Origin of the sequence: Bradyrhizobium sp. CCBAU 51765 (assembly GCF_015291725.1) — a bacterium.
Lineage (GTDB): Bacteria > Pseudomonadota > Alphaproteobacteria > Rhizobiales > Xanthobacteraceae > Bradyrhizobium > Bradyrhizobium liaoningense.
This window is the reverse complement of record NZ_CP030038.1, coordinates 8,254,060-8,273,000: the sequence shown is the minus strand read 5'-3', so window position 1 is coordinate 8,273,000 and position 18,941 is coordinate 8,254,060. Positions and strand designations below refer to the sequence as shown.

At 65.3% G+C, this 18,941-nt stretch carries 13 protein-coding genes; 6 read left to right on the top strand and 7 right to left on the bottom strand.

From position 1 onward, the window contains the following. Positions 1 to 11: 11 nt before the first annotated feature. The 4 genes from XH96_RS38350 (at position 12) to XH96_RS38335 (ending at position 5,565) form a co-directional block, all read left to right on the top strand. Entirely contained in the window at positions 12 to 878 is an 867-nt protein-coding gene (locus XH96_RS38350) for a 3-keto-5-aminohexanoate cleavage protein (protein ID WP_194390412.1), read from the top strand. Positions 879 to 978: 100 nt separating this feature from the next. Then, complete coding sequence (locus XH96_RS38345; RefSeq protein WP_194390411.1) at positions 979 to 2,595, top strand: acyl-CoA carboxylase subunit beta; 1,617 nt, start codon at positions 979 to 981, stop codon at positions 2,593 to 2,595. Further along, positions 2,592 to 4,568 (top strand): acetyl-CoA carboxylase biotin carboxylase subunit, encoded by a 1,977-nt coding sequence (locus XH96_RS38340; protein WP_194390410.1) that lies wholly within the window; start codon positions 2,592 to 2,594, stop codon positions 4,566 to 4,568. Before XH96_RS38345 ends, XH96_RS38340 begins: the two co-directional genes overlap by 4 nt. A gap of 184 nt (positions 4,569 to 4,752) precedes the next feature. Then, positions 4,753 to 5,565, top strand: coding sequence for a hypothetical protein (locus XH96_RS38335; RefSeq protein ID WP_194390409.1), 813 nt, complete (start codon positions 4,753 to 4,755; stop codon positions 5,563 to 5,565). Here the strand turns inward: XH96_RS38335 and XH96_RS38330 are convergent. The 7 genes from XH96_RS38330 to XH96_RS38300 form a co-directional block, all read right to left on the bottom strand. Further along, the gene (locus tag XH96_RS38330) at positions 5,537 to 6,523 is read right to left on the bottom strand and encodes an ABC transporter ATP-binding protein (protein ID WP_194390408.1); all 987 of its coding nucleotides are present in this window, start codon (positions 6,521 to 6,523) and stop codon (positions 5,537 to 5,539) included. The genes XH96_RS38335 and XH96_RS38330 overlap by 29 nt on opposite strands. After that, positions 6,520 to 7,527 carry an ABC transporter ATP-binding protein gene (locus XH96_RS38325; protein WP_194390407.1) on the bottom strand — a complete coding sequence of 336 codons (1,008 nt, stop codon included), beginning with the start codon at positions 7,525 to 7,527 and terminating at the stop codon, positions 6,520 to 6,522. Before XH96_RS38325 ends, XH96_RS38330 begins: the two co-directional genes overlap by 4 nt. Beyond that, positions 7,527 to 8,420, bottom strand: a complete 894-nt coding sequence (locus XH96_RS38320; RefSeq protein WP_035673039.1) for an ABC transporter permease — start codon at positions 8,418 to 8,420, stop codon at positions 7,527 to 7,529. Before XH96_RS38320 ends, XH96_RS38325 begins: the two co-directional genes overlap by 1 nt. Positions 8,421 to 8,429: 9 nt before the next feature. Then, positions 8,430 to 9,377 (bottom strand): ABC transporter permease, encoded by a 948-nt coding sequence (locus XH96_RS38315; protein WP_194390406.1) that lies wholly within the window; start codon positions 9,375 to 9,377, stop codon positions 8,430 to 8,432. Positions 9,378 to 9,419: 42 nt separating this feature from the next. Further along, positions 9,420 to 11,018 (bottom strand): ABC transporter substrate-binding protein, encoded by a 1,599-nt coding sequence (locus XH96_RS38310; protein ID WP_194390405.1) that lies wholly within the window; start codon positions 11,016 to 11,018, stop codon positions 9,420 to 9,422. Between the two features lie 184 nt (positions 11,019 to 11,202). Next, a complete protein-coding gene (locus XH96_RS38305; protein ID WP_194390404.1) occupies positions 11,203 to 12,753 on the bottom strand; it encodes an AMP-binding protein in 1,551 nt (516 codons plus the stop codon). Positions 12,754 to 12,771: 18 nt separating this feature from the next. Further along, positions 12,772 to 13,926 (bottom strand): iron-containing alcohol dehydrogenase, encoded by a 1,155-nt coding sequence (locus XH96_RS38300; protein WP_194390403.1) that lies wholly within the window; start codon positions 13,924 to 13,926, stop codon positions 12,772 to 12,774. A gap of 481 nt (positions 13,927 to 14,407) precedes the next feature. On the opposite strand from XH96_RS38300, the gene XH96_RS38295 reads away from it, so the two are divergent. Both XH96_RS38295 and XH96_RS38290 read left to right on the top strand, forming a co-directional pair. Then, positions 14,408 to 15,613 (top strand): efflux RND transporter periplasmic adaptor subunit, encoded by a 1,206-nt coding sequence (locus XH96_RS38295; RefSeq protein ID WP_194390402.1) that lies wholly within the window; start codon positions 14,408 to 14,410, stop codon positions 15,611 to 15,613. Then, positions 15,610 to 18,774, top strand: a complete 3,165-nt coding sequence (locus XH96_RS38290) for an efflux RND transporter permease subunit (RefSeq protein ID WP_194390401.1) — start codon at positions 15,610 to 15,612, stop codon at positions 18,772 to 18,774. Before XH96_RS38295 ends, XH96_RS38290 begins: the two co-directional genes overlap by 4 nt. Positions 18,775 to 18,941 lie beyond the last annotated feature (167 nt).

The window sequence follows — 18,941 nt, the reverse complement described above, 5'->3', positions numbered from 1 at the left end:
ACATTAGTGGCATGAGCGACAAGGCCGTCATCACCTGCGCGCTGAACGGCGTGCTCACCGACCCGAAGCAGCACAACGTGCCTGTGACGCCTGAGCAGATGGCGCGCGAGGCCAAGGCTGCGTTCGACGCCGGCGCGTCCATCATGCACATCCATCTGCGCCAGCAGGCGCCGAACAAGGGGCACCTGCCGTCCTGGGAGGTCGCTGTCAGCAAGGAGATCCAGCAGGCGATCCGCGAAGCGTGCCCTGCCGTGATCATCAACCACACTTCGGGCGTGTCGGGGCCGAACTACTCAGGCGCGCTCGACTGCATCCGCGAGACCAGGCCGGAGATCGCCGCCTGCAACGCCGGCTCGCTGAACTACCTCAAAGTGAAGGCCGACAACACCTGGGCGTGGCCGCCGATGATGTTCGACAATGCGGTCGAGAAGGTGAAGGACTATCTCGACGTCATGAACGCGGTCGGCACCATCCCCGAGTTCGAGTGCTTCGATGTCGGCATCGTCCGCTGCGTCGGCATGTATCGCCAGGTCGGCATGTACAACGGCCCGCTCGAGTACAATTTCGTGATGGGTGTCGCCTCCGGCATGCCTGCTGATCCCGAGCTGCTGCCGATCCTGATCAAGCTGAAGCGCCCCGAGGCGAACTGGCAGGTCACCGCGATCGGCCGCGAGGAGATCTGGCCGCTGCACCAGCGCTGCGCCGAGCTCGGCGGTCATCTCCGCACGGGGCTGGAGGACACTTTCTATCTCGCCGACGGCACGAAGGTGACCTCGAACGGCCAGTTGATCGAAGCCGTCGCCGCCTGTGCACGGCGTGCCGGCCGCGAGATCGCGAGCCCGGCCGAGGCGCGGAAGATCTTTGGGACGAATCGCTGAGCATTCCCGTCGTTCCGGGGCGATGCGTAGCATCGAACCCGGAACCTCGAGATTCCGGGTTCACGCTTCGCGTGCCCCGGAATGACGATCAAGGTCTGTCATGTCCATTCTCGAAAACACCATCTCCCCCGGTAGCGCCGGCTACCACGCCAACCGGGACGGCATGCTCGCGCTGATCGACCGCATGCGCGCGCTGGAAGAGCGCACACGGGCGGCGTCGGCCGCGGCCAAGGATCGCTTCCACAAGCGCGGACAATTGCTGCCGCGCGAGCGCGTCGCGCTGGTGCTCGATCCCGGTGCGCCCTTCGTCGAGCTGTCGACGCTCGCGGGCTACATGTTCGACGTGCCCGATCCGAACAAGAGCGTGCCCGGCGGCGGCGTCATCGCCGGCATCGGCTTCGTCTCGGGCATCCGCTGCATGGTCAGCGCCAACGACGCCGGCATCGATGCCGGCGCGCTGCAACCTTACGGTCTCGACAAGACGCTGCGGGTGCAGGAGCTCGCGCTGGAGAACAAGCTGCCCTACGTGCAGCTCGTCGAAAGCGCCGGCGCAAACCTGCTGCGCTACCGCGTCGAGGATTTTGTCCGCGGCGGCAACATCTTTCGCAATCTGGCGCGCCTTTCCGCGGCCGGCCTGCCGGTTGTCACCGTCACGCATGGCTCGTCCACCGCGGGCGGCGCCTATCAGACCGGTCTTTCCGACTACATCGTCATGGTCCGTGGCCGCACCCGTGCGTTCCTCGCCGGACCGCCGCTGCTGAAGGCCGCGACCGGTGAGGTTGCGACCGAAGAAGAGCTCGGCGGCGCCGAGATGCACACACAGGTATCCGGTCTCGGCGACTATCTCGCCGAGGACGACCGCGATGCCCTGCGCATCGCCCGCGAGATCATGGCCGCGCTGGAATGGGAGCGGCCGGGCAGGGCGACGCCGGAATTCAAGCCGCCGCGCTACGACCAGGACGAACTGCTCGGTATCATGCCGATGGACCACAAGCGCCCCGTGGACATGAAGCAGGTGATCGCGCGCATCATCGACGATTCCGATTTCACCGAGATGGCGCCGAATTATGGGCCTGCCACGGTCTGCGGCCACGCCCGCATCGAAGGGCAGGCCATCGGCATCATCACCAACAATGGCCCGCTCGATCCCGCCGGCGCCAACAAGGCGACGCATTTCATCCAGGCCTGCTGCCAGACCCGCACACCGCTGCTCTACCTGAACAACACCACCGGCTATATGGTCGGCAAGGCCTATGAGGAAGCCGGCATGATCAAGCACGGCTCCAAGATGATCCAGGCGGTGACGTCGGCGACGGTGCCGCAGATCACCATCTATTGCGGCGCCTCGTTCGGTGCCGGCAATTACGGCATGTGCGGGCGCGGCTTCCATCCGCGCTTCTGCTTCTCCTGGCCCAATGCCAAGACTGCCGTGATGGGCGGCGAGCAGGCGGCCGAGACCATGGCGATCGTGACTGAAGCCGCTGCAGCACGCCGCGGCAAACCGATCGAGAAGGACAAGCTGGACGCCATGAAGGCGCAGATCGTCGCTGTGTTCGACGGCCAGATGGATGTGTTCTCCACCAGTGCACGCGTGCTCGACGACGGCGTGATCGACCCGCGCGACACCCGCGCCGTGCTGTCCGAAGTGCTTGCGATCTGCCGCGAGGGCGATGCGCGCACACCCCAGCGCATGCAGTTTTCGGTGGCCCGGCCATGAGGAACGGATCAGTGCAGCACCGGCCGTTCCTCAAGGTCCTGATCGCCAATCGCGGCGAGATCGCATTGCGCGTGATGCGGAGCGCGCGGCGCTTGGGCTTGAGCGTCGTCGCGGTCTATTCGGATGCCGATCGCGATGCGCTCCACGTGCGCCGGGCCGATCAGGCCGTGCGCATCGGCGAAGCGCTTCCGGCGCAATCCTATCTCAGCATTCCCGCGATCATCGGAGCCGCGAAGGCGAGCGGCGCGGATGCCGTCCATCCCGGTTACGGCTTCCTCGCCGAGAACGAGGAGTTCGCCCGCGCCTGCAAGGAGGCCGGTCTCGTCTTCATCGGCCCGTCGCCGCAGGCGATCGAGGCAATGGGCAACAAGGCCGGCGCCAAGGAGATCATGAAGAAGGCCGGCGTCCCCATCGTGCCCGGCTATCAGGGCGCAGACCAGGGCGATGAGGTCATGCTCGCGGAAGCCAGAAAGATCGGCTTTCCCGTGATGATCAAGGCGGTCGCGGGAGGCGGCGGCCGCGGCATGCGGCTGGTCTCCGACGCGGCCTCGTTTCCCGATGCGCTGCGCAGTGCGCGTTCCGAGGCGAAGGCCGCGTTCGGCGACCCCACCGTCATCCTGGAACGCGCGATCCAGAACCCGCGCCATATCGAGATCCAGGTGTTCGGCGACAGCCACGGCAACGCCATCCATCTCGGCGAGCGCGACTGCTCGGTGCAGCGGCGGCACCAGAAGCTGATCGAGGAGGCGCCGTCGCCCGCAGTCACGCCCGAGTTGCGCGCGAGGATGGGAGAGGTCGCGGTCGCCGCGGTAAAGGCGCTGCGCTACGAAGGCGCGGGGACGCTGGAGTTCCTGCTCGACGAACGTGGCGAGTTCTACTTCATGGAGATGAACACGCGTCTCCAGGTGGAGCATCCCGTGACCGAGGCGGTCACCGGGCTCGATCTCGTCGAGTTGCAGCTGCGCGTCGCGCGTGGCGAGCCGCTGCCGGTGAAGCAGCAGGACATCCGCTTCGAAGGCCATGCCATCGAGGTGCGGCTGTGCTCGGAGGATGCCGCGCAGGATTTCATGCCGCAGTCCGGCCGCATGGCACGTTGGCAGGTGCCCGACGGCATCCGCGTCGAGCACGCGCTGCAGTCGGGCTCCGAAATCCCGCCGTTCTACGATTCCATGATCGCCAAGATCATCAGCCATGGTGCGAGTCGGGAGGAGGCGAGGGGACGGCTGATCGTCGGCCTCGAGCAGCTCACGGCGTTTGGCGTGACCACGAACCAGGCGTTCCTGATGTCCTGCCTGCGTCACTCCGGCTTTGCCAAGGGGGAGGCGACGACAGCCTTCATCAGTGCGCATCGTAACGAGCTGCTGGCGCCGCGCAGGGGTGCTGCATTCGATACGGCGTTGGCGGGCTTGCTGCTCTACGTCACAAATCCGCGCGCGCCTGCCTGGCAGAGTGGTCGGAGTCTGTCGGCAACGTTCCCGCTTCCAGCGAAACTCGAGATCGCCGGCCACGTCCACGAGCTGGAAGTCACGCGCGAGCGCGATGGCAGCTACACCGTCGCCACCGATGGCCGTCAGGACAGGTTCGAGATCGAGCAGCTCGATGCCGGTGCGATTCGTTTTCGCCATGACGGCGTGATGGACAGCGCCAAATTCCTGCGCGCTGCCGACAGGCTCTACCTCCAGCATCGCGGCATCCCGCTTGCGGCGATCGATCTCACGCTGGCGGCGCCGAAGGCTGCAGCAAGCAACGGCGGTGACGGCAAGGTCCGCGCCGCCATGAACGGCCGCGTTGTCGCCGTCCTGGTCAAGCCGGGCGACCGCGTCAGCGCGGGCCAGCCGGTGCTGACGCTGGAAGCGATGAAGATGGAGCACGTCCACAAGGCCGGCCTCGACGGCGTCGTCGCGGCGATCGACGTTGCCGAAGGCGAGCAGGTGACGACAGGCAGGATCGTGGCGGAGATCGCGGCGGGGTAGCGTCGCGAATGCAGTATCGGGTGGGCAACGGCGTCTAGCGCCGTGCCTGTCGCCTGATGATCAACAAAATACCAAAAATTTCAATACGATAGGTCGTGAATCGTGCTGTCGCACAATTCGGATTGAACGGTGTTCATTTTCGTGCGACAAATGTGAACATTGTTCAATTTGCATGGAGGCTCGCATGCCGCGCGCAACTGATCCCGCCCGAGAGACGGATGCCGCGCTCCCCTCAGTGTCCAGCCGGCTGCCGTTCGCCGTACCAACGGTCCGCGAAAAATGCCTCGTTGGCACGCTGCTCGTCCTTGCGCTGGTGGTGCTGCTCGCACCTGCGCTGCCTGCCGCCGCCTGGCACATCCCGCATTTCGTTGACACCCGCCCCTGGCTGGGTGTGCCCAATGCCGGCGACGTGCTGAGCAATCTCGCCTTCCTTGCGATGGGTGTCTGGGGCACGGAGCGGCTGCGCGCCCGCAATGATGCGCCCGTGGGTGCAGGCTGGCTCTTCATCGGACTGATCCTCACCTGCCTGAGCTCAGGCTTCTACCATCTGGACCCCGACATGCCGCAGCGGCTCGTGGCCGACCGCGTCGGCATGGCGGTGGCGTTCGCGGGCTTTCTTGGCATCGCGGCCAGCGAGCGAATCAGCGTGCGCGCAGGCGAAGCGGTGCTGGTGCTGATGATGGTTGCGGGCCTGCTCGCGGCCTGGGTGGCACACGAGAATCTCACGCCATGGGCGGTCGTGCAGTTCGGCGGCATGGCTCTCGCCGTGGGACTGGCGTTCACACGACCCCTGCCGGGTGCGCTCGGCGTGCCGCTCGGCGGCGTGATCTTCTTCTATGTGCTGGCGAAACTCTTCGAACTCGGTGACGCGACAGTGTTCGAAGCGACCGGGCACATCGTCTCGGGCCACACGTTCAAGCATCTGGCCGCGGCGTTGGCGGCTTGGCCGGTGATCCGGGCGTTGCGGCCTACCGGCCGCGCCCCGTCCCCTCATTGAGCAAGCACGCCACCTGGTGCCCGTCTCCAGCGTCCACCAGAGCCGGCCGCTCGGTCTTGCAGCGTTCCATCGCGAACCGGCAGCGCGTGTGAAACGCACAGCCTGAAGGCGGATTGACCGGGCTCGGCACGTCGCCGTCGACGAGTGGCGCGAGCTTCTTCGCGAGCGGGTTGGCGATGGGCACCGACGCGAGCAGGGCCTGCGTGTAGGGATGACGGGGGTTGCGGAACAGCTCGTCCTTCTCGGCGATCTCGACGATGCGGCCGAGATACATCACCGCGACGCGGTGGCTGATATGGGCGACCACGGCGAGGTCGTGAGCGATGAAGAGGTAGGAGAAGCCGTGCTGGCGCTGCAGGTCGATCAGGAGGTTGATCACCTGCGCCTGGATCGAGACGTCGAGCGCCGAGACCGGCTCGTCGCAGACGATCAGGCGCGGCCCCAGCGCCAGGGCCCGCGCAATGCAGATGCGCTGGCGCTGGCCGCCGGAGAACTGATGCGGGAAGTTGCGCATCTGGTCGGGCCGCAGGCCCACCTGTTCGAACAGCTGTGCGGCGCGCGCCTCCAGCGTCTTGCCGCTTGCAAGGCCATGCACGGCGATGGGTTCGCCGACGATGTCGCCCGCCGTCATGCGCGGATTGAGTGAGGCGAACGGGTCCTGGAACACGATCTGCATCGAACGCCGGTGCGGGCGCAGCGCCGTCTTCGACAGATGGGTGATGTCCTCGCCGTCGAGCCGGATCTGGCCTGAGGTCGGCTCGACCAGCCGCAGCACGCTCCGCGCCACCGTGGACTTGCCGCAGCCGGATTCGCCGACGAGGCCGAGCGTCTCGCCGGTCCCGACCGCGAACGATACGCCGTCGACCGCATGCACGGTGCCGACTTGCCGGCGCAACACGCCGGCGCGTACCGGGTAGTGCTTCTTGAGGTCGGTGACCTCGAGCAGCGCTTCGGTCATGCCACCTCCGCGGCGTCTTCCGCGCGCCAGCAGGCAGCGAGATGGCCGCCACCCCAGTCGGCCAGCGGCGGATACTCGGCCTCGCAGCGCTTGATGGCGAGCTTGCAGCGCGGCGCGAAGGCGCAGCCCTTCGGCAGCCCAACCAGCGAGGGCACCGTGCCGGGGATCTCGTTCAGCCGCGCCTGCGCCGGGACACCGGAGGCCGGGACGGCCGGGATCGAGGCCATCAACCCGCGCGTATAGGGATGCATTGGCGAGGCGAACAGCGACTCGACGCTGGCCTCCTCGACCTTTCGCCCTGCATACATCACGATCACGCGCTGCGCCGTCTGCGCGACGACGCCGAGATCGTGCGTGATCAGCACGAGGCCGGTGCCGAGCTCCTTCTGAAGGTCGAGGATCAGCGCCAGGATCTGCGCCTGGATGGTGACGTCGAGCGCGGTGGTCGGCTCGTCCGCGATCAGCAGCGCCGGCCGGCAGGCAAGCGCCATCGCGATCATCGCGCGCTGGCGCATGCCGCCGGACAGCTGATGCGGATATTCCCGCGCGCGTCGTGCCGGCTCGGGAATGCGCACCAGGCGCAGCATCTCGATCGCGATATTCTGCGCCTCCTTCGACGTGATGCTCCGATGCAACCGCACCGCCTCGACGATCTGGTCGCCGATCCGCATCACCGGATTGAGCGAGGTCATCGGCTCCTGGAAGATCATGGAGATGCGGTTGCCCCTGACCGCGCGCATCTGCGCTTCGTCCAGCGACAGCAGCTCGGTGCCTTCGAGCGTGACGGAACCACCGACGATGCGACCGGGCGGATCGGGCACGAGCCGCATCAAGGACAGCGCAGTGACGCTCTTGCCGCAGCCGGATTCGCCGACGATCGCCAGCGTCTCGCCGCGTCTGACATTGAACGAGAGATCGTCGACGGCCTTGAACAGGCCGGAATTGGTGAAGAACACCGTCTTCAGGTTCTTGACGTCGAGCACGAGATCGGATTTGTCCGCCATCAGCCGCGCTGCCTCGGATCCAGGATGTCGCGCAGGGCGTCGCCGAACAGGTTGGCGCCGAACACGGCGAGGCTGATCGCGATGCCCGGGAAGATCACGAGCCACGGCGCGGTGCGGACATATTCGGCGGCGGATTCCGACAGCATGCGCCCCCATGACGGATAAGGCTCGGGAATACCGAGGCCGAGGAAGGACAACGAGGCTTCGGTGAGGATGGTCGAGCCGAGCTGCGCGGTCGCCAGCACGATCAGCGGCGCCAGCGTGTTCGGCAGCACGTGGCGCAGCGCGATCCGCATCTCGCTCATGCCGATCGACTTGGCGGCTTCGACGAAGGGCTGCTCGCGCAGCGCCAGCGTATTGGCGCGGATGACGCGCGCGACCGTCGGGATCAGGGGGATGGCGATGGCGATGATCACATTGGGCAGCGAAGGCCCGAGCGCCGCCGTCATCACCAGGGCCAGCACCAGCAGTGGCAGCGCCTGGAGAACGTCGGAGACGCGCTGGAAGACGAGATCGACCCAGCCCGAGAGATAGCCGCAGGTGAGGCCGACGATGACGCCGATCGTGCCGCCGAGCGCGGTCGAACCGAGCCCGACCGCGAGCGAGATCCGCGCGCCGTGGATGATGCGGCTGAACACGTCGCGGCCGAAGGAATCGGTGCCCATCCAGTGCGCGAGGCTCGGGCGGGCCAGCGCGCGGGCGGAGTCGACCGTCAGCGGATCGTAGCGCGCGATGAAGTCGGCGAAGATCGCGGTCAGCACGAACACCGTTATGATGACGAGGCCGGCCGCGCCCAGCACATGCCGCTGCGCCATGAACAGCACACGCCGCCAGCCGCCGGTCGCATATGCGCCGGCCCGCCTCAGTTCAACGTCGAAGTCGATCGCAGCCAAGCCGGTCTCCTAGTCCGTGTATCTGATGCGCGGGTCGAATACCGCGTAGAGCATGTCGACGGTGAAATTCGCGAACACCACCACGACCGCGATGAACATCACGAGATTCTGCACGATCGGATAGTCGCGCCAGCGGATCGCCTCGACCAGGAAGCGCGCGACGCCGGGAATGTTGAACACCGTCTCGGTGACGATCAGGCCGCCGATCAGGAACGCCGCCTCGATGCCGATCACGGTGATGACGGGCAAGATCGCGTTCTTCAGCGCGTGGTGATAGTTCACCGCCGCTTCGGAGGCGCCCTTGGCGCGGGCGGTGCGGATATAGTCCTGCCGCAGCACCTCCAGCATCGAGGAGCGGGTGATGCGCATGGTCAGCGCGGCGCTGCGGAAGCCGACGGCGGCCGCCGGCACGGCATAGGTCGCGAACGCTTCGAGCCAGGTCTGCGGATTCGGATTGAAGATCGGCATCTGGCCGAACATCGCCACCGATGCGGTGAGGATCAAAAGTCCGAGCCAGAACGAGGGCAGCGACAATCCGCTGAGGCTGACGACGCGGAGCGCATAGTCGAGCTTTGTTCCCTGCTTCACCGCGCTGATGACGCCGAGCGGAATGCCGATCGATGCCGAGAACAAGAGCGCGAGGCCGGCGAGCCGCGCCGTGATCGGGATCCGCGGCAGGATCTCCTGCAGCGCCGGCTTTTCCGAGACATAGGAATAGCCGAGATCGCCGCGCAGGAACCCGCTGATCCAGTGCCAATATTGCACGATCAGCGGCCGGTCGATGCCGAGTTCCTTCTCCAGATTGGCCTTGTCGGCCGGATCGACATAGCCGGCGGCCGCGAACAGGATGTCGACGATGTTGCCGGGAACGATCCGCAGCAGGAAGAAGATGACGATCGAGATCCCGAACAGGGTCACGAGCATCAGGAACAGGCGCCGCACCAGATAGGCAAACATCCACCGCCTCCCGTCGAGCCCGTCAGCCGTCCGCGGCCTGCGCTACTTGTCCAGCCACACGTCCTCGTAGCGATAGCCGTTGTAGGAGCTGTTCGTCATGATGGTGATGCCCTTCACGTAGGGCTGCCAGCAGCTGCCCATTCGGCTGTGGAAGATGATGGGCCGTGCGACGTCCTCCTGCAACTTCTTGTCGATGTCCCAGACCAGCTTCCTGCGCTTCTCGACATTGGTCTCCTGCGACTGCACGTCGAACAGCTTTTCGATCTCCTTGTTGCAGTAATTGGTGTAGTTGCGCTCCGAGCCGCAGGAATAGTTCTCGTAGAACGACTGGTCGGGGTCATCCACCGCGTTGCCGGTCAGATTGAGTCCGATCATGTAGTCCTTGCGCGCGACCTTCGGGAACCAGTTCGCGGTCTCGACGACGTCGAGCTCGCCGTCGATATAGATGTTCTTCAGCTGGTCGATCAGGATCACCGCGGGGTCGCGATAGATCGGGATGTTGCGCGTGGAGACCTTCACGGCGAGATGCTTGTCCGGCCCGTAGCCGGCCTTCTGCATCAGCTTCTTCGCCTCCTCGCGGTTGGCCTTCACGTCGGGGCCATAGCCCGGAATGGTCTCCAGCATCTCCTTCGGCATGCCCCACAGACCGTTCGGCGGCGGCAGCATGGTGCCGCCGATGTCGCCCTGGCCTTCGAACATGATCGAGATGAAAGCCTTGCGGTCGAGCGCCATCGCCATGGCGCGGCGGATGTCGACATTGTCGAACGGCGGCGAGGATGAGTTGACGATGATGTTGGTCGATACATTCGTCGGCGCGATTTCGCAGATCGCGTTCGGCGCCTGCTGCTTGACGTCCTTCACCAGCGGGATCGTCACCTCCGTCGGGAACGTCATGTCGAACTTGCCGGCCACGAAGGCGAGGATCGCGGTCGAGCGGTTCGGGATGATCGTGAGCTCGATGCCCTCGAGATAAGGCCGGCCCTTGCGCCAATAGTCGGGATTGCGGGTCAGCTTGATGGATTCATTGGCCTTGAACTCGACGAACTTGAACGGGCCGGTGCCGATCGGATGGGTGCGCATCTCCGCCGGCGAGACGTGGCAGGGATAGACCGGCGTGTAGCCCGAGGCGAGCAGTGCCAGCAGCGAGGGCTGCGGCCGTTTCAGATTGAAGGAGACCTCGGAATCGCCGTTGGTCGAGATGTCGACGACCTGATCGTACCAGGACTTGCGCGGGTTCTGCCGGAACTTCTGCTGCGCCTTGCCCATCAGCATGTCGAAGGTGCATTTGACGTCGGCCGAGGTGAACGGCTTGCCGTCGTGCCATTTCACGCCCTGGCGCAGCTTGAAAGTCAGCGTCTTGTTGTCGTTCACCCAGGCCCAGCTCTCGGCGAGCTCGGGGACGATGCTGTCCATGCTGTTCTGAGCCACGTCCTGCTTGTAGATGACGAGGTTGTTGAACACCGGCATGAAGGGAACGTTGAGGGAGTAGGTCGCACCTTCGTGGATCGAAGCATTGCCGGGACTGTCGCGGTGATACATCCGCAGGATGCCGCCCTGCTTGGGCTCGCCGGCGAGCGTGGCGGTTGAGGCCGTCAGCACAGATAGCGCCGCCATTGCGGCGAGCGCCCACACGCTCCGCATGCTCATCCTCCCTGGACAACGGCCTTTTGCGGCCTGTTTGTCCGACGATAGCGAGGCGCGTGCAGCGAGGCAACCCGTAAGGCTAGCTGCGCTCTCGACACTTCGGATGACGGATGGCCACGGGGTTTATCTCTCATCATGCGAGAGTGCAGGTGCGAAGGGCTCGCGCGCAGATGTTGCGCCCTCACACGATCCGCGACGCCTTGTTGCCCCAGTAGCGATCGCGCAGCAGCCGCTTGTATAGCTTTCCCGTCGGCAGCCGCGGCAACTCCTTCTCGAAATCGACCGAGCGCGGCACCTTCTGCCGCGACAGCGATTTGGCGCAGAACGCGATCAGTTCTTCGGCGAGGGCCGGCCCCGGCACCACGCCGGGCATCGGCTGCACCACCGCCTTCACCTCCTCGCCGAGATCGGCATTGGGCACGCCGAAAACGGCCGCATCGGCAACCTTCGGATGGGTGATGAGCAGGTTCTCGCATTCCTGCGGATAGATGTTCACCCCGCCGGAGATGATCATGAAGGTCGCGCGGTCGGTCAGGTACAGGAATCGGTCGGCGTCGACATAGCCGACGTCGCCGACCGTGCTCATGCTGCCGTCGGCCGAGCGTGCCTCTTTGGTCTTCTCCGGATCGTTGAAATATTCGAACGGCGTTGCCGTCTTGAACCAGACCTGGCCCGGTGTGCCGATCGGGCATTCCCGCATGTTCTCATCCAGGATGTGGAGATCGCCGAGCAGCACCTTGCCGACCGTGCCGCGATGGGCGAGCCATTCCTCGCTGTTGCAGGCGGTGAAGCCGAGGCCTTCGGTCGCGCCGTAATATTCGTGGATGATCGGTCCCCACCATTTGATCATGTCGTCCTTGACCAGGGCCGGACAGGGCGCGGCGGCGTGGATCGCGATCTCCAGCGAGGAAAGGTCGTAGCGGCCACGCACCTCCTCCGGCAGCTTCAGCATGCGCGAGAACATCGTCGGCACCAGCTGGGTGTGGGTGATGCCCCATTGCTCGACGAGCTGAAGGTAACGCTCGGGATCGAAACTCTCCATGATGATCACGGTGCCGCCCATGCGGATCGTGAGGTTCACGGCAGCCTGCGGGGCGGAGTGATAGAGCGGTGCGGGCGACAGATAGACCATGCCTTCCCGGTAGTGCCAAAGCTTCGTCAGAAAATCGAACAGCGGCAGATTGTGCCTCGGCGGCTCCTCCGGAAGGGGCCGCAAGATGCCCTTCGGCCGTCCCGTCGTGCCGGACGAATAGAGCATGGCGGTACCGAGCCACTCGTCGGCGATCGGCGTCCTGGGCAGCTCGGCAGTCACCTCCGCCAGCCCGACGATACGTTCGCTCTCGCCCGGGCCGTCGGCGACGATGCAGAGCTTGACGTCGGGGCAAGCCTTGATCGCCTCGCGCGCGATGTCGAGCTTGGCCACCGATGTGATCAGGATCTTCGACTGGCTGTTGACGAGGAGATAGGCGAGCTCCCCCGGCGTCAGGAAGGAGTTGATGCAGGTGTAGTAGAGCCCGGCGCGTTCACCCGCGCCGCAGGCTTCCAGGTAACGCGAATTGTTCTCCATGAAGATCGAGTAGTGATCGAGCCGTCTCAAGCCGTGCCTGCGGAACAGATGCGCCAGCCGATTGCTGCGTGCCTCGAGCTCGCGATAGGTGACGGTCTCGCCCGTCGCCGCCATGATGAAGGCGGGCTGGAGCGGGCGCAGGCGGGCATGCGTACCAGTATACATCGATCCTCCGGCTTTCGATCAGGCGGCAAGAAGCAGGATTTCGCGCACGTCGGCGGGGCCATCGATCTTGCGTGGGTTGCGTGGAATCCAGTTCGTACGCATCGCCTGCTCGGCGATGGCGTCGAAATGCTGCGGTGACACCCGCACGTCAGCGAGGCTGCGCGGCATGCCGAGCGAGCGGATGAAGGCATCGAGCACATCGGCGGCGGCGTGGCCGGGATAGCCCATGGCGGCCGCGACGATCATCTGGCGCTCGGCGTTGTCGCGCGCATTCCATCGCATCACCGCCGGCAGCATAATGCACGAGGTGTAGCCATGCGGTACGTCGAAGGCCGCGCCCAGCACGTAACCGATGCCATGGCTCGCGCCCATCGGCACGCCGGCTGCGAGCGCGCCCATCGACAGCCAGGTCCCGATCTGCGCGTCCATCCGTGCATCGAGGTCGGCAGGATCGGCCTTCACCCGCGGCAGCGCGTCGGCGAGCATGGCAAGCCCCTTCACCGATTGCGCGTCGGCATAGGGATGCGTCTCGCGCGAGCAGATCGCTTCGACGCAATGATCGACGGCGCGGATGCCGGTGGACAGGAACAGCCATTCCGGGGTGTGCACGGTGATGGCGGGATCGAGGATGGTCGCGCGCGGCACGATGAGCGGATGCCGCAGCATCTGCTTCACATGCTTGCTGCGCTCGGTGACGCCGGCGGTCGCGCTGAACTCGCCGCCGGCGATGGTGGTCGGCACGCTGATCTGCCGCACGGTCGGCGCGTTCATCTCGGGCGCGACACCCTTGTGCACGCGGATGCGCTCGATTCCTTCGATATCACCGATGTCGTTGGCGAGGCAGAGCTGCACCGCCTTGGCGCCGTCGGTGATCGAGCCGCCGCCCACGGTGACGATGAGGTCGGCGTTCGCCTCGCGCGCCGCCTTTGTCGCCGCGATCACCGCCTCACGCGGCGTATGCGCCGGCATGGCGTCGAACAGGCCGGCACAGCGCTCGCCGAGCGCCTGCGTGATCTTCGCAATTTCGTCGGTCTGCCGGTTCAGCGTGCCCGAAACCATCAGGAATGCGCGGCGCGTTCCCAGCCGGTCCATCTGCGCGACGATGGCGCCGGCTGCAGGATGGCCGAACACGACCTCCTCGATCGCGCCGAAAACGACACGTCCCTGGTGCACGCCTGTCCTCCCGGACTATTCGTCTTGTTATTGTAGGGGTAACCTAGCCGAGCCTGCTGTCCCCGTCATGCGCGAAGACGCTGGCTTTCGTCTTACCCTCCCCTGGAGGGGGAGGGTCGATCGCGCGAAGCGCGAGCGGGGTGGGGTGTTCTCTCCACACGGGCACTTTTCGTGTGGCGAGAACACCCTGCCCCGCATCGCATTCCGCTGCGCTCCATGCGTTGCGACCCTCCCTCTCCAGGGGAGGGTGGATCATGCGATCCATTCATGAGCCCCGCGAATCAGTTCATTCGCACTCCGCCCGCCAATCATCGCGCGCGAGGCCGGCTGATTGACCTGTCAACCCGCCATCCGGCCAGGGCGCGTGCGGCCCTTGCACGCGCATTGGTCTTGAAGTGTTCATTGTTGCTGCCCATTCTGTAGGGCCCGCGCGATGGCGAATACCTTGCTTTCTCCGCGGTTTTTTGAGCGAGGACCTGGGATGACTGGACCTGACGGAAGCGGGCGATTTGTCAAAAAGCACGATTTCGTTCAGTTGCGGCATTACGCAATAGCGGGCCTCCTCGCCGCTTCATTCGCGCTCGCCGGTTGCGGGCAGCCGGCCTCACAGGCTGCTGCTCCACCGCCGGCGCCGGTGACAGTGGCTCAGCCGGTCAAGCGCACCGTCACCGATTGGGATGAGTTCACCGGCCGCTTCGAGGCGGTGGAGGAGGTGCAGGTGCGGCCGCGCGTCGGCGGCTTCGTCAACTCGGTCGAGTTCCAGGACGGCGCCATCGTGCGTCAGGGCGATCTGCTCTACGTGATCGATCCGCGCCCGTTCGAGGCCGTGGCGACGCAGGCGGAAGGGCAGCTCTCTGACGCGCGTGCCCGGGTGGAGCTTGCCAAGCGCGAGCTCGACCGCGGCCTCAGCCTGGTGCAGACCAGCGCCGTCTCCGAGCAAGTCGTCGATCAGCGCCGCCAGGCCTTGCAGGCCGCGCACGCGGCCGAGATGCAGGCGGAAGGAGCGCTCAAGGCCGCCAAGCTCAACATCGAGTTCACGCATGTCACGGCGCCGCTGACCGGCCGTGTCAGCCGCCATCTCGTCAGCCCCGGCAATCTCGTGCAGGGCAGCGACAACGGAACGTCGACATTGCTGACCTCCATCGTGACGCTCGATCCGATCTACATCTATTTCGACATGGATGAGGCGACATTCATCAAATACAGCAAGCTGTGGTTCGAAGGCCGTCGCCCGAGCTCGCGCGACACGGCAAACCCGGTGCAGGTGTCTCTCGCCGGCGAGACCAAGCCATCGCATGAGGGCAGCATCAACTTCCTCGACAACCGCCTCGACGTCTCCACGGGAACGTTACGCAGCCGCGCCGTGGTCAAGAACACTGATCTGTCGATCCTGCCCGGCCAGTTCGGCCGCGTCCGCCTGATCGCCAGCGCGCCCTATGAGGCGCTGCTGATTCCGGACGCCGCTGTTGCGACCGACCAGTCCCGCAAGATCGTTTTCGTGGTGAAACCTGATGACACGGTCGAGGCGCGCCCTGTCGCGCTAGGGCCGCTCGACGAGGGCCTGCGCGTGATCCGTGAAGGGCTGAAGCCGGACGATCGCGTCATCGTCAACGGCATCCAGCGCGCCCGCGTCGGTGCCAAGGTCGCCCCGCAGACCGCACAGACCCCGGCCGGTGGCAAGTCATGAACCTCGGCCGCCTCTCCATCAACCAGCCCATTCTGGCGATGGTGCTGTCGATCGTGCTGCTGATCGTCGGCGCGCTCGCCTACACCACGCTGCCGGTGTCCGAATATCCGCAAGTGGTGCCGCCCACCGTGGTCGTCACCACGCAATATCCCGGCGCCTCGGCGCAGACCGTGTCCGACACGGTCGCGGCTCCCATAGAGCAGCAGATCAACGGCGTCGAGGACATGCTGTATCTCTACAGCCAGGCGACCTCAAACGGACAGTTGACGATCACCGTCACCTTCAAGCTCGGCACCGATCTCGACAAGGCCCAGGTGCTGGTGCAGAACCGCGTTGCGATTGCACAGCCGCAACTGCCGGACGAGGTGCAGCGCAACGGCGTCGTCACCCGCAAGAACTCGCCCGACATCCTGATGGTCGTGTTCATGCTGTCGCCGGACGACACCTTCGACCAGCTCTACATATCCAACTACGCGCTGCTCCAGGTCCGCGACCAGCTGTTGCGCATCGACGGCGTCGGCGACATCCAGATTTTCGGTGCGCGCGACTATTCGATGCGGCTGTGGCTCGACCCTGATCGAATCGCCAATCTCGGCCTGACCTCGGCCGAGGTATTGGCAGCGATCCGCGCCCAGAACGTGCAGATCGCGGGCGGCCAGATTGCCGAGCCGCCGATCGCGGACCGGGCCTTTCAGCCAAATCTCACCTTTACCGGACGTTTGAAGGACCAGAAGCAGTTCGAGGACATCCTGATCAAGGCCGGTTCCGACGGCCGCACGGTACGGCTGCGCGACGTCGCCCGGATCGAGCTCGGCGCACTCGCTTATTCCACCAACAGCTTCCTGCTGCGCAAATCGGCCGTCGCCATGCTGGTCACCCAGCGGCCCGGATCGAACGCGCTCGCGACGGCAAAGAGCATCTCCGACACCATGACGAAGCTCAAGGAGAGCTTTCCGAAAGGTCTCGACTACAACATCGGCTATAATCCGACCGAGTTCATCGCCCAGTCCGTCCACGAGCTGATCAAGACAATCTACGAAGCCATGCTGCTAGTGGTCGTCGTGGTGCTGGTATTCCTGCAAGGATGGCGGCCCGCGATCATTCCGATCATCGCGATCCCGGTCTCGCTGGTCGGCACCTTCGCGGTGATGGCGGCGCTTGGATTCTCGATCAACAATCTGACCCTGTTCGGACTCGTCCTCGCCGTCGGCATCGTGGTCGATGATGCCATCGTCGTGGTCGAGAACGTCGAGCGCCATCTCGAGCACGGCCTCAGTCGTCGCGATGCGGCGCTGAAGACGATGGAAGAGGTCGGCGGCGCGCTGGTCTCGATCGCCCTGGTGCTGTGTGCGGTGTTCGTCCCGACCGCGTTCCTCGGCGGCATTTCCGGGCAGTTCTTCCAGCAGTTCGCCGTCACCATTGCCGTTGCGACCGCGATCTCCTGCTTCTGCTCGCTGACGCTGTCTCCCGCGCTGGCCTCGCAGATCCTCACGCCGCACGAAGAGAAGCGTCCGCCGGCCGCCTGGAATGTCATCGCGCGCGGCTGGAACGCCTTCACCGGCGTGTTCAACCGCGTGTTCGACCGTCTGGCGCATGGCTATGCGGGCCTCGCCAATTTCGTGATCCGCCACTCCGTCGTGATGCTTCTGATCTACGTCGTTCTGATCGGCAGCGCCGGCTGGCTGATCGTGACCACCCCGCAGGGCTTCATCCCCGCGCAGGATCGCGGCTATGTCATCATATCGGTGCAATTGCCGGGCGCCGCTTCGCTGGCGCGTACCACCGAGGTTGTCCGCGAGATCGAGCGCATCTCGCTGGATACGCCGGGCATCATCCGTGTTGCCGCTTTCGCCGGCTTCTCCGGCGCTACGCGCACGCAGGCCGGCAACGCGGCCGCGCTGTTTCCGGTGTTCGACGAGCCTGAGGCGCGGATGAAGAAGGGATTGTCTGCCAACGCCATCACGGTCGAGCTGCGCAAGCGCCTGGCTGCGATCCAGGGCGCCTTCATCATCGTGATTCCGCCGCCGGCCGTGCCCGGCATCGGCACCGGCGGCGGCTTCACCATCCGCATCCAGGATCGACAGGGTCGCGGGCCTGAGTTGCTCGCCGCGGCCACCGACGAGCTCGTCGCCGCGGCGCGCAAATCGCCCTTGCTGCTCGCTCCGACGGTATTCTCGCCGTTCTCGGCCAACACGCCGCAGCTCTTCGTCGACATCGACCGGACCAAGGCGCAGAAGCTGGGCGTACCCATCTCCAACATCAACGATACGATCCAGACCTATTTCGGATCGACCTATGTCAACGACTTCAACCTGTTCGGGCGCACCTACCACGTCACCGCGCAGGCGGACTTCCCGTTCCGGAAAGAGCCCAGCGATCTCGCGCGACTGCGGACGCGCAACGCCAATGGCGACATGGTGATGCTCGGCAGTGTGGTCGAGTTCAAGGACGTCTCCGGCCCCGATCGCGTGGCACGCTACAATCTCTACGCGGCGTCGGAACTTCAGGGTGAACCGGCACCGGGCGTAAGCTCGACCACCGCGCTGAACACCATCAAGCAGCTCGCGGACGACACGCTGCCGAGCGGCTTCACCTTCGAGTGGACGGACCTGTCCTACCAGCAGATCACTGGCGGCAACGCCGGCCTCTACGTGTTCCCGATCTGCGTGCTCTTCGTCTATCTCGTGCTCGCCGCGCAATATGGCAGCTGGACGCTTCCGTTCGCGGTGATCCTGATCGTGCCGATGTGCCTGCTCGCTGCCACCATCGGCGTGCGCATCATGGGCCAGGACGTCAATATCCTCACCCAGATCGGCTTTGTCGTGCTGGTGGGGCTGGCGGCGAAGAACGCGATCCTGATCGTCGAGTTCGCGCGCGACATCGAGAACGAGGGCAAGCCGCGGCTCGAGGCCGTGATCGAGGCCTGCCGCCTGCGCCTGCGGCCGATCCTGATGACGTCCTTCGCCTTCATCCTCGGCGTGCTGCCGCTGGTGATCTCCAGCGGCTCCGGCTCGGAGATGCGGCAGGCCGTGGGCGTTGCCGTGTTCTTCGGCATGATCGGCGTCACCCTGTTCGGGCTTCTGTTCACGCCGATCTTCTACGTGGTGGTGCGGAACCTCGCGGAGGGACGGCGGGACAAGAAGCCGGAGGTGGTGGCCTGATTCATTGTGGCCGCCGGCGTGTCCGCACCTTCGGTGTCGTCCCCGCGAACGCGGGGACCCATAACCACAGGGAGGAGTTTGGGGCGACGCTGGCAACTCCGAGTCTTCGTCAAACCTCTCCCTGTGGATATGGATCCCCGGATCTGCGCGTGCTTAAGGCCCGCTTG